General features: G+C 45.8%; 13 protein-coding genes. 9 read left to right on the top strand and 4 right to left on the bottom strand.

All coding sequences use genetic code 11. The features are described 5' to 3' along the window. Positions 1 to 107: 107 nt before the first annotated feature. Complete coding sequence (locus tag JGK39_RS19900) at positions 108 to 428, bottom strand: hypothetical protein (RefSeq protein ID WP_293245876.1); 321 nt, start codon at positions 426 to 428, stop codon at positions 108 to 110. Here JGK39_RS19900 and JGK39_RS19895 point away from each other — a divergent pair. The 4 genes from JGK39_RS19895 (at position 416) to JGK39_RS19880 (ending at position 4038) form a co-directional block, all read left to right on the top strand. Further along, positions 416 to 1003, top strand: coding sequence for a WD40 repeat domain-containing protein (locus tag JGK39_RS19895; protein WP_293245874.1), 588 nt, complete (start codon positions 416 to 418; stop codon positions 1001 to 1003). The two genes, JGK39_RS19900 and JGK39_RS19895, sit on opposite strands and share 13 nt — an antisense overlap. A 50-nt stretch (positions 1004 to 1053) precedes the next feature. Further along, positions 1054 to 2367 (top strand): precorrin-6y C5,15-methyltransferase (decarboxylating) subunit CbiE, encoded by a 1314-nt coding sequence (gene cbiE / locus JGK39_RS19890; RefSeq protein ID WP_293245872.1) that lies wholly within the window; start codon positions 1054 to 1056, stop codon positions 2365 to 2367. Between the two features lie 230 nt (positions 2368 to 2597). Beyond that, entirely contained in the window at positions 2598 to 3803 is a 1206-nt protein-coding gene (locus JGK39_RS19885; protein WP_293245870.1) for a glycosyltransferase family 2 protein, read from the top strand. A 103-nt stretch (positions 3804 to 3906) separates the two neighbouring features. Further along, positions 3907 to 4038, top strand: a complete 132-nt coding sequence (locus tag JGK39_RS19880) for a hypothetical protein (protein ID WP_293245868.1) — start codon at positions 3907 to 3909, stop codon at positions 4036 to 4038. 226 nt (positions 4039 to 4264) lie between these two features. Here the strand turns inward: JGK39_RS19880 and JGK39_RS19875 are convergent, their stop codons facing one another. Beyond that, complete coding sequence (locus JGK39_RS19875; protein ID WP_293246035.1) at positions 4265 to 5230, bottom strand: transposase; 966 nt, start codon at positions 5228 to 5230, stop codon at positions 4265 to 4267. A gap of 206 nt (positions 5231 to 5436) precedes the next feature. Between JGK39_RS19875 and JGK39_RS19870 the strand changes: the two genes are divergently transcribed. From JGK39_RS19870 to JGK39_RS19850, 5 genes are all read left to right on the top strand, one after another. Continuing rightward, positions 5437 to 5988: a hypothetical protein gene (locus JGK39_RS19870; RefSeq protein WP_293245866.1), complete on the top strand. Its 552-nt coding sequence runs from the start codon at positions 5437 to 5439 to the stop codon at positions 5986 to 5988. A 292-nt stretch (positions 5989 to 6280) separates the two neighbouring features. Beyond that, positions 6281 to 6832, top strand: coding sequence for a hypothetical protein (locus tag JGK39_RS19865; protein ID WP_293245864.1), 552 nt, complete (start codon positions 6281 to 6283; stop codon positions 6830 to 6832). Between the two features lie 35 nt (positions 6833 to 6867). Continuing rightward, positions 6868 to 6999: a hypothetical protein gene (locus JGK39_RS19860; RefSeq protein ID WP_293245862.1), complete on the top strand. Its 132-nt coding sequence runs from the start codon at positions 6868 to 6870 to the stop codon at positions 6997 to 6999. 253 nt (positions 7000 to 7252) lie between these two features. Beyond that, positions 7253 to 7777: a hypothetical protein gene (locus JGK39_RS19855; protein ID WP_293245860.1), complete on the top strand. Its 525-nt coding sequence runs from the start codon at positions 7253 to 7255 to the stop codon at positions 7775 to 7777. A gap of 49 nt (positions 7778 to 7826) precedes the next feature. Next, entirely contained in the window at positions 7827 to 9548 is a 1722-nt protein-coding gene (locus JGK39_RS19850) for a hypothetical protein (RefSeq protein ID WP_293245858.1), read from the top strand. Between the two features lie 624 nt (positions 9549 to 10172). Here the strand turns inward: JGK39_RS19850 and JGK39_RS19845 are convergent. Together JGK39_RS19845 and murI are read right to left on the bottom strand one after the other, a co-directional pair. After that, entirely contained in the window at positions 10173 to 10727 is a 555-nt protein-coding gene (locus tag JGK39_RS19845; RefSeq protein WP_293245856.1) for an NYN domain-containing protein, read from the bottom strand. 326 nt (positions 10728 to 11053) lie between these two features. Beyond that, the gene (gene murI, locus JGK39_RS19840; RefSeq protein WP_293297198.1) at positions 11054 to 11914 is read right to left on the bottom strand and encodes a glutamate racemase; all 861 of its coding nucleotides are present in this window, start codon (positions 11912 to 11914) and stop codon (positions 11054 to 11056) included. Positions 11915 to 12149: the final 235 nt, after the last annotated feature.

Raw genomic sequence — 12149 nt, 5'->3', positions numbered from 1 at the left:
TAAGGCTAACACTGCATAATTTCAGCCCAAAAGCGTTTGGCTTCCAAGTTTTCACAACTGATAAAAAAATCCGACCCACATCTGCGGAATGTGGGTTGTATTAGGTATTAGGCAGTAACGAAGTCTTCAACATCCTCCAAAACAGAGATTGTGACGATGACATCCAACGGAGAATCCCAATTAACATGAAGATGAAACTCGACTCCGCCAGAACCACCCTCGGGGTCGTCGGGACCAATATTAGTTACATACACATTTGCCTCACCTAGATTAGGTCTACCGGAAGTAGCACCAAATATCCCCCCATCAAAACGCCACTCCGCCGCAGTAATTATGACTGCAGACTTCTCGATAATCGGAGGCCAGTTAAAATTTAGGCGTACTCTACCTTGTACACCTCGATAAAGAATACGGATTGAGCGAGCCATACTATCATCCTCGTGTTGGGTTCAGTCCAGATGGCAAAACACTTGCCTCTGCTCATCAAGACGGCACAATAAAACTGTGGAATCTTCAAGGTCAGCTACTCAAAACAATCAGAGGACATGGTAGCTACGTGAGCAGTGTTCGGTTTAGCCCAGATGGTCAGAGTATTGCTTCTAGTAGTTGTGATAAAACCATTAAGCTTTGGAGTTTAGACGGTGAGGAACTCAAAACGCTGAAGGGTCATACTGCTGGAGTTACCAGACTTAGCTTCAGCCCTGGCGGTAAAATTCTTGCTTCTGCAAGCGCGGATGGTACAATCCGGCTTTGGAACGTAACGGCCGGTGAAGAGATTAGAACGATCGAAGGACATGGCTATTCTTACTGGGATGTCAGTTTCAGCCCCGATGGCAAACAAATTGCTTCTGTAAGTGATGATGCCTTGGTTGAACTCTGGAATGCTGAAACGTTGAACTTCGAGGAACTCATCGATCGCGGCTGCAACTGGTTGCATGATTATTTGAAGAACAACATCAGTGTCAACGAGGCAGATAGACGGATCTGCGATGGAATTTATTGAGAGCGTTACAAAAAATTAGTAATTCTGACTTTTGGGTTTTAGCTAAAAAAGTGACTGTACACGTTGTTGGTATTGGTTTAGATGGAGCTGCGGGGCTGAGCTCCTCGGCGCGGCAGGTTGTAGAAATGGCCGCTCTGCTCATCGGGAGCGATCGGCATTTGAGCTATTTTCCGCAGCAATCCTGCGAGCGCTGGGCGTTGGAAGATTTAACCGAAGCAATTCTGGAAATTCGGCGTTGGTTGGCCGCAGATGCGAATTCAGAGCCAGATGCAGGGACTTTTTCGCCCCCCTCCACCCCCTCTGCTCAGCTCATTGTAATTTTAGTAGCCGGAGACCCGCTGTTCCACGGCTGGGGAAAGTTGCTCATTTCCCAACTGCCGCCGGATAAATTGACTTTTCATCCCCATTTAAGCTGCGTGCAGTTGGCTTTTAACCGCTTGCACATCCCTTGGCAAGATGCTCATTTTGTCGGTTCCCAAGGACGTTTTTTTGAGGAACTGACGGCTAAACTCAAGCTGGGTGTCGAGAAAATTGCGGTACTCGCAGACGAAACTCGCACTCCGGCGACGATCGCAAGTTTGGTGAAAGCTCTGGATTTGCCGACACGCTACCAGTTTTGGGTTGGCGAAAATTTGGGTTCCGCCGAAGAGCGCGTGGGTTGCAGGTCTCTGGAAGCTTTGCTGGGAGAGTCTTTTGCCGTTTTGAGCGTGGTTGTGATGCTGCGCGTGTCCCCGCCGACAGAAGCTTTGGATTTGGGAAAGTTGCCGTTGTTGGGCATTCCCGATGCAGCTTTTATCGGTTGCGGCGATCGCCCTGGTTTGACGGTGGAACGGGAGGTGCGGGTGTTGGTGCTGGCACAATTGGCTCTGCAACCGCAACAAGTTGTCTGGGATGTGGGTGCTGGTAACGGTTCTGTGTCGATCGAGATTGCTCGTTTATTTCCGCAGTCCGAAGTATACGCGATCGAACAAACGGTTTCTGGCACTTCTGCGATCGAACTCAATTGTCGCCGTTTTGAGTTGCAAAATGTGTTCTCGATTCGCGGCACCGCCCCGGACATCTTGCACCGCTTGCGTCCGCCGCACCGGATTTTTATCGGTGGCAGCGGTGGAGGGTTGACTAAAATTTTGGGCGTTTGCGCGCTGCGACTGCTCGCTGGAGGCTCAATTGTGCTGGCTTTGGATGTTTTTGAGGATATTGCTACTGTTTTGAGCTGGATTGGCGATCGGGTGCGCCGGGAACCCCACTGGAGTTACCGCATCGTGCAGGTGCAGTTGTCGCGTTCTTTGTCTGGGGGCAGTTTGACTCGTTTTGATGCGCTGAATCCAATTTCGATTGTGACGATCGATCGACATTTGAATTAATTCTAGAATTTTAACCGCAGATGAACGCAGATAAACGCAGATGAATACAGATGAATCGCTGCACAATATCCCGTCCGCTCGAAGGATCGCACCTAATAATGGTGATTTTTCAGGACATGGTATTATGATAGCTTAGATAATAGGTTTGCTCGCTGAGTAGACCAGGGTGCAAATTGATTAAATCAACTCAATGACCGCAGCAAATTAAATTAAATTAAGGTACTAGAATTGTGCAAATAAATCAGCTAGGGTTCCTATTTGTTGATGTTGTACTCTTGGCGATCGCCTCGATCGTTCTAATTCCGGTTGCAGTTCTATTCCTAGAATGCTGTGCAGCTTTCCTGTCCAGCTTTGGCACTACAGCGGAAAGTCAAGAACCCCGCCCCAAAGTAGCAGTTTTAATTCCCGCCTACAACGAAGCAGCAGGAATAGCCGCCACCATCTCCACCATATTGCCGCAGCTAACACTCCAAGACCGCCTGTTAGTGATTGCTGACAACTGCACCGACGCCACGGCAGAAATCGCCCGCAACAGCGGTGCAAGTGCGATCGAGCGCCACGACACAGAACGCAAGGGGAAGGGATACGCCCTGGATTTCGGCTTGACTGCGATCGCCTCAGACCCCCCAGAAGTAGTCATCATGGTGGATGCCGACTGCATCTGTCAGCCAGACGCGATCGAGAAATTAGCCCGCGTTGCAATGGCAGAACAAAGACCAGTCCAAGCCACATATTTAATGGAACAGCCGCCCAATCCTACCCCAAAAGATTCGATTTCAGCCTTAGCATTTTTAGTAAAAAATTTAGTGCGGCCCAGCGGATTAAAACAGTTAGGATTCCCGTCATTGCTAACAGGTACGGGCATGGCTTTTCCCTGGTTAATCCTTCGAGATGTTCCCTTAGCCAGCAGCAATATCGTCGAAGATATGCAAATGAGTTTGGATTTGGCGATCGCCGGACATCCAACGGTATTCTGCCCCGAAGCCCGAGTCACCGGATGTTTGCCGCAGCAGGAACAAGTAGCTAAAACTCAAAGAACCAGATGGGAACACGGACACTTACAAACCTTGCTAACTCAAACTCCCAGGCTGGCGACAGCCTCCGTCGAGCAACAGCGTTTTGACTTAATGGCGATCGCCCTCGACTTATCCGTCCCTCCCCTATCGCTTTTAGTTGCTATCTGGCTAGCCGCTTTTGCAGCATCCATACTAGCAACAATTATTGGATCATCCCCGATTCCCGCTGTCTTGTTGGGAGTACAAGGACTGCTAATTTTAATTTCAATTGTCAGCGCTTGGGCAAAATTCGGGCGTGCCGACATTTCCGGCGCAACTCTTTTATCCGTTCCTTTTTACATCCTGTGGAAAATCCCTTTGTATCTGGGTTTTATCCTGAAGCGGCAAACCAAATGGGTGCGGACGGAACGCGATGTTTAGTATTCGGTAACATTCGGTAGGGTGCGTCAGAAAAATCCTCAATCCCACTCAAAAATCTCGTTTCTGACGCACCCTAGGATGACTAACTTGAGAAAAATAGACAATGGCAGTAATAAATACTCCGTTTTTGGTAACAGGTGGTGAAACTAACAGACCACCTACTAATGCTTTTAGTCCAAGTCAGCGTCAAATGAATATTCGCGCGCCGATTCTCAGGAAAGCTGGGCGTAGATAGAATTACTGATATTTTCACAAAATATCCTAATTTTGGCAAAAAAATTTAGTAAATTTACGGATTTACAATACCGATAAGAAGCTTTAATTTGTATCTCAAGATGTTGTTTTCGTAAATTGCTGCTACAAATGAAAACAAACTCACTGCTGTGGGTGAAGCCTTTCAAAACAGGAATATCTTAATGAACTAGGACTTACGCATTGACAAAAAATATCATCTATGTAGTCTAGATAATGGCATCCTTGTGAAGGTTGGCAAAAATATGCTCACGGACAACAGAAGTAAACAGATTCCTCTGTACTTCATACCAATTGCTAATTATGTTTTCAGAGCGCATAAACTCCAATTTCACAAAAGCTTGAAGTGAACAAAATATATGTGTTTTTATTCCCGAGGTATCTCTAACCATGAATCGACAAATTCCACATACTTGTTTTATAGCACGATGAAAAGTTTCAATACCCCAATGAGTATCATGAATTGTGACGAAGCTACTTCTGGTTATGTCTTGAATTTTCTCCTCATCTGGCAGATATAAAATATAATGTCTAGAGTCTTCTTTTTTAAAGTCTTTCCTAAACAACTTTATAAATCCAAATTCTTTCAGATGAGTCTTTAATCCTTCTTCGGGAATAGCCAGAGTGCTTACCTGACAATACTTCTGTGGTTCATTTGAAACAGTTCTATTTTTTTCAATTCCGAATAGGAAACCCAATTTCTGGTTTTTTAGAAATTTCAAGTTTTCTACTCCTGAATACCAACTATCTCCTGTTACCATTCTGGGTTTGACTCCCCAGCTTATTATTTCACTTACCATTTCTCTAAAATAATCGTTTTTTGTTTTTCCCTCCTTTTGATCATATATTCTATAATTTATTGGCACTGACTTACCATTAATATCGCTGTAATATAGAGTGATTAAGTTTAAGCCAATAATAGTTTTATGGGCTTTACCTGACCAAAAATAACTGATTAATTCCGCATTTTTAGGGTCGCTGTAAATCTTTTCTACGACTGTATCGTCTACACTTAATATCCCCCCTACCAGGTTGATAATTTTCTCTATTATGCTAAATAAATCTTTTGGTTCATATCTCTCTCTCAATAAAAAGCGATTGATACTATCATGTGAAACATCTCCCAGTATCTCGGCTAACCTACTGCACCCTCCATATTTTGGCTCTGACAGCAAAAATAAGGTGTAGATGTCTAGATTGCATTGTGCTGTCGAGGGTTTAGTAATTTCTCTCATTCTCCCATACCCATTACTAGACGACCCTTATTTATCAATGCACTATTTTGTTATTCTGTCAATGCGTAAGTCCTATGAACATAAAATATGGACTGACCGCTATCCTTGGAACATATTTAATATCCACATTCCCAGGAGATTCCGCTATGGCAGCCACAATAGGAGGCACAATCAAAGTCAACGTCCTCAAAGTCAACGACCCCAAGTTTGCGGGTGTCTACACAGGTGACTTTTCCTACGATGATACGCATCTGACCAAAGTTGGCGAAGAGGTCATGACCATCAATGGTGGAATTGGAGAGCGGCGGGGACTGCTATCTTTTAACTTTAGATTTCTGGACTTTGCTACAGCCTTAACTCCTGTCACCTATACGGCCAGGGATGAGTTCACCTTCCCAGATACTCCTGTTTTGTATTTTGAGAACGGAATTCCCATTCAATTTGGTTTGCAAGTTATTCCAGGAAATGATGGCGGAGTTTGGGGTGGAAATAACGGATTTATGTTTGCCGATCCTGGGATATTTCAGTTCGTTTTGCGAAATGGAACTATTCAAGGTGAGGGTACTGTGACCTTAGACATTAACGAATCTCCTCCTGCTCCCGTACCGGAGAACGCCTCCCCCTTCGCCTCATTGTTAGCCTTTTTGGGCTTGGGTGGAGTTAACTTGTGGAGAAAGTCTAAAAAGGCAAACAACTAATCTTTAACAACCTAACTTGAAGCTAAATCTAGATAAAATTACTTACATTTAAAAAATATTTCATGATTTATTTGGGTTCAAAAACTCTAGTAAATTTACGGTATCAAATACGGCAAAAAAGCTTTAATCTGTATCTCAAGATGTTGTTTTCGTTAATTGCTGCTACAGACGAAAACAAACTCACTGCTGTGGGTGAAGCCTTTCAAATCAGGAATATATGATGAACATAAAATATGGACTGACCGCTATCCTTGGAACATATTTAATATCCACATTAGGAGGAGATCCCGCTATGGCAGCTACAATCACAGGCACAATCAAAGTCAACGTCGATGTCGCCTACGTCACCGATCCCAAATTCGCGGGTGTCTACACAGGTGACTTTGCCTACGACGATACACATTTGACCAAAGTTGGGGAGGAGGTTTTGACCATCAACGATCGAATTATACCAGGACTGCTATCTCTGAACTTTAGATTTCTGGACTTTGCTGATGGCTTAACTCCTGTCACCTATACGGCCAGTGATGATTTAAACTTCCCAGATAATCCTGTTTTGGCTTTTGAGAACGGAGTTTCCACTCAATTTGGCTTCAACGTTTTTGGGGTAAATAAGAGTGGAGTTTTGGATGGAAATAACAGATTTATGTTTGGAGATCCGGGGATATTTCAGTTCTTCTTGCGAGATGGAGCTGTTACAGGTGGGGGGCTTGTGACCTTAGACATTAACGAATCTCCTCCTGCTCCCGTACCGGAGAACGCCTCCCCCTTCGCCTCATTGTTAGCTTTTTTGGGCTTGGGTAGAGTTCACTTCTGGAGAAAGTCGAGAAAGGGAAACAATTAATCATCTTTACCAACCTAACTTGAGAGGAATAGACAATGACAGTAATAAATACTCCATTTTTGGTAACAGGTGGTGAAACTAACAGACCACCTACTAATGCTTTTAGCCCAAGTCAGCGTCAAATGAATATTCGCGCGCCGATTCTCAGGAAAGCTGGGCGTAAATAGAATTACTGAGATTTTCACAAGATATCCTAATTTCGCCTCATAAAATCTAGTAAATTTACGGATTTACAATACCGATAAGAAGCTTTAATTTGTATCTCAAGATGTTGTTTTCGTTAATTGCTGCTACACACGAAAACAAACTCGCTCTTGTGGGTGAAGCCTTTCAAATCAGGAATATCTAATGAACATAAAATATGGACTGACCGCTATCCTGGGGACATATTTGATATCCACATTAGGAGGAGATCCAGTTATGGCGGCTACAATAGGAGGCACAATCAGGGTTGACGTAATAGGTGGCGACTTTGCGGGGGTCTACACAGGTGACTTTGCCTACGACGATACACATCTGACCCGAGTCGGCTCAGAATACATGACCATCAATGGTGGAAATGGAGATCTAGCGGGACTGCTATCCTTTAACTTTAAATTTCTGAATTTTGCTGATGGCTTAACTCCTGTCACCTATACTGCCAGTGATGTTGATGGATTTCCAGACGCTCCTGTTTTGGCTTTTGAGAACGGAATTCCAACTCAATTTGGCTTACAAATTTTTTCTGTGTCTGGAAAAGACGGACTGATGTTCGGAGATCCCAGGTCATTTAATTTCGCCTTGCGAAATGGAACTATTGGAGGTGATGGGATTGTGACCTTAGAAATTACTGAACCTACTACTGAACCTACTCCTGTACCAGAGAACTCTTCCCCCTTCGCCTCATTGTTGGCTTTCTTGGGCTTGGGTGGGGTTCACCTGTGGAGAAAGTCGAGAAAGGGTTAGTCAACAGAAACAAATAATTTTTAACAACCTAACTTGAGAGGAATTTCCAATGGCAGTAATCGATACTCCGTTTTTGGTGACAGGTGGCGAAACTAAAAACCCACCTAGTAATGCTTTTAGTCCAAGTCAGCGCCAAATAAATATTCGCGCGCCCTTCGGTACTCCCTCTGCCGATCAATGGAGCGGACAAAAAGTATGGCTACTACTTCCGGGTTTCACAAATCCCGCCGATTATTACGATCCAAATCTGGCGGCAGCCATCAGGGATGCCAACCCAAACGATACGGTTTTAGCCCTTGACTGGACTCAAGTGAGTGGCACCAAGTTCTTCAATATTGGGCCATTAGGGATCGCTGCCGGAGATCTTTACAGGTCTGGTTCATGGATTACCCCAGTGGCCAAAGCCATTCGAGACAAACTTGCTCTGGAGTGGGGAATGCCAGCGGCAGCACTCAATATTGTTGGAAATAGTCTCGGCGCTCACCTTGCCAGCGATCTTGCAGCCAGTTTCAATACCTACGGAAGTCAAGTGAGTTCGGTTACAGCGCTTGACCCAGCATCAAATAAGGCGAAAGATGTCAGTCCATACGATAGAGTTAATGGCTTCGATACTGACTTATCAAATGGATACGTAAGGAATGGAGGAACTCCAGACCCAATCAAACGCTTAGACTTCGGTGGTGCTGCGGTTTCAAGAAGTTTTAACGGCATCAGTAGTTTAGCAGGAAATGAAGCTCAAGCTGGAACTGCCAAGGAATCCTTCCTGTTTGACTTCGGCACCGCTCCGAATAATATCGCAGACCAAATCGCTCAACACAACGGTGTCGTGACCGCCTACACAAGTTTGGTTAAAACTGATGCAGCCGGCAATTCTCGTTTAGCCACAAATATTCTGGGTCTGAGTGACACGCGGGCCGATCATCAATTTCGACCAAACTTTTATAAAGGGGATTTTAATGTCTCTCCTCAAGTGCATGAAGGAGTGATTCCCGTTGATGCTCAATATAATCCTTTGTTTTTGGTTGGTGCTAAGCTTGATGGCGGGATAAATGACCGAATCATCTATGCGACCAACGGCAACGACGTATTAACGGGAGGTGGGGTTTTTGGGAAATATTACAACAACAATGGCAACAATACTTATTACTTTGGGGATGGGGACGACATCGTTTCTGCGGGCACGGGTAATGACATCATCTTCGGCGGTGATGGAGTTGACGCCCTTGGTGGCTCAGATGGGAATAATCTGATCTTTGGTGAGGCGGGTGGTGATTTTATCAGTGCTGGTACAGGGAATGACACCATAAGCGGCGGGGCTGGAAATGACAACATTAATGCCGGAGATGGCAGGAATACCATTCGCGGTAATGAGGGCAATGATTATCTCACTGGTGGAAACGGCATTAATATCTTGTTTGGAGGTTTGGGAAACGACACTCTCGGAGGTGGTGCGGGTCAGAACTCATTAAGAGGTTCAGAAAGCAACGGGGCGTCTGGTGTTGAGGTAGATACTTTAATTGGCAACAACGGTCAATCTCTTAACGCCTTTTATATTGGTGATAACACAACAAATTGGTACTCACTCGCTGGTAACAATGATTACGCCTATATTCAGAGGTTTAATCCAGACAGTGACATAATTTTGGGCGGCGTGAATATTGAGGCGCAAAACCTCATCACTCAAACCTTTCTCTGGGCTGGAAGTGAATTGATTGCAAAGATTGACGGTCTCTGGGCTTCGCAACTGCAGTTCCCTGTAAGGTTTTTTTAGGTTTTATCTCTCGCTGCTCTTGCATTCATGGGAATTCTAAACGGATGTTTTTAATCTGACGAGAATCGGCTTGGGGTTGATGACCATAATCAACAAAAAAAAATCTGAAGCTGGAAAATTTCCAACTTCAGACTTTTACTAACTCCCCGGGTAGGATTTGAACCTACGACCAATCGGTTACACTTATCCCAACGTTTCCGAAGGGCGCGGACTATATCATCATCCCTAAAACGAAGACTTATCATCTATCGCGGGATGTCGGGCGCTGTGAGATTTATTGGTTAGGCTCCTCATCTCTAGTCTCTGCACCTTTCCGGCTACTTGTGGTCGAAACCACTGCCTTTCGCTGGACTTGGCTCAAGATTGCCGCCACCCAAAGTGCTGCGGTTTCCTTGAATTCACCCGATTTTTCAGTACCCGTTACCGGATAAAGCTGCTATGTCACTAGGGCTTTTGGTTAATACCAAAGGCTTGGATTCATTACAGCCGATCGCTCTGCCACTGAGCTACCGAGGATTGCGTGGTTTTTGTCACCCACATTTACTAATAGTAGCTGAACTTAGAGGATTTGGCAAGGCCTTTGACAAACTTTTTTTCGATCGTACAGAAAGCGGGTTCCAGCAGCTAATGCAGCCCCATTCTCATTCTGGCGAGACGCTGCTGCGATTCAGGATCGAGGGAATTGGACAGAAAACGACTGGAGTTTTGTTTGCGGGATTTGTGCTGGCGCTCGCTGCGGCGGGCGGTGGATTCTACGTCAGCGGCTAGTTGTTCGGCGGACATCCATTCGGCACCGTAGCCGACTACGGTCAATTGCTGCGCTCGGTCTGAGGTGGCGACAATCATCCGCCCTTTGCCTTTGACCGATCGCAACTCGTAGCGCAAACTAGCACAAGACTTTTCAATATAAGTATCTGCCGTCTGACCGAAGTCAGTGTAGTGCACTGATAAATTTTTAGTAATAATTTCTTTAACGCTCGGAGTATCTCGATAGTGAGCGTCAAACACGAGTCTGGCCTCAAAATCTTGAACGGCGCTGTAGTTAACTAAAACCTCAATCAACTCGCGGCGGGCTGTTTCGAGTTCGTCGCGATCGCGCTTCTCTCGGAGTCGAGGCCAAAGTCCAATCATGTTATAGCCGTCTACAAGTAACACTGCTTGCGATATATAGGGTGACATGGTTCAAGGCTGAAGAGCTCCAGCAGATAGAGGACGTTATTTGCATTGTTCATCAAAGCTTTTGTTAAATCTTATTACAGATTGATGATTGATTGCTACCTGCGATCGCAATAATTAAACCCCCCAAATCCCGAAAAGCCTGGGATGTGGGGGGGAATACGATTTTCGATTTTCGATTTTCGATTTTCGATTAAAGAATCGGAATGACTGATTAGCTATGGGTTTGGAGTTGACCTACAGTTGCATTTCTTTGGGAAACAGGTGTCAGATTTGGGCGTTCCCATAGCTGCAAGATTCGCTTGCGAACGATCGATAAAATTTCGGGCTTATTCGAGTGATTCGACGGATACGGGCGATGGCTTACGCCCCGCTTCGCTACGGACAACCGTCGGCAGAGATATTTTCTCCACCGCAGGAGTGCAGCCCAGCCACTGCACCGACAAGTCCGCAAACTGCTGCGGGGCACCACTCACGCAAAAACGAGTCGGCAGCGCTTCCCCCGAATTTCGCAGCCCCAAAACCTCCAATTCTCGGGCTGCAGCAGCCACCACGCGCACCGCAGGATCGATTAAATTTACCCCAGCAGGCAAGAGCGATCGCAACACGGGAGCCAACAGCGGATAATGAGTGCAACCGTAAATCAGCGTATCAATTCGCTGCTGAATCAAAGGAGCCAAATATTCCCGAGCCACCTCAGAAGTATAAGGATCGTGAATCCGGTTTTGCTCCACCAGCGGCACAAAAGCCGGACAGCTAACCTGCCATACCCGACAAGAATCGTCCATTTCCAAAATCGCATTTCGATAGGCATTGCTAGCAGCCGTAGCCGGAGTTGCGATCACCCCGATCCGCTTGCCTTGCTGCACCGCAGCCTGAGCCCCCGGCAGAATTACTCCCAGCACCGGAATATCAAACTCAGCCTGCACCATCTCCATCGCCAAAGCAGAGCTGGTGTTGCAGGCCATAATCACCATTTTTACATCTTGTTCCACGAACCAGGCCATAATTTCGCGGACAAAATGCACAATTTCCGACGCAGCCCGAGTGCCGTAAGGCAGTCTCGCCGTATCTCCAAAATAAAGTATTGATTCGTTGGGCAATTGTTTGTATAACTGCGTCAAAACAGTCAAACCGCCCACGCCACTGTCAAATATACCGATTCTTTTTTGTCTGGAGTCTGTTGTCATTTGTTAGCTGTCAATAGTTATTAGTCAGTAGTCATCAGTCATCAGTCATCAGTCATCAGTCATCAGTCATTAGGAAGAAGAGAAATGGAAGTCGGAAGAAGAGAAATGGAAGTCGGAAGAAGGAAAAACGCAAAATTCCCAATGCCCTCTGGGCCCCATGCCCTCTGGGCCCTGCGCGGGCCCATGCCCCATGCCCCATGCCCTCTGGGCCCTCTGGGCCCAATGCCCGATGCCC

Source organism: Microcoleus sp. PH2017_12_PCY_D_A (genome assembly GCF_020738565.1).
Classification (GTDB): Bacteria; Cyanobacteriota; Cyanobacteriia; order Cyanobacteriales; family Microcoleaceae; genus Microcoleus.
Note: the sequence above shows the minus strand (reverse complement) of the source record. Positions and strands in the feature narration are given on the sequence as shown.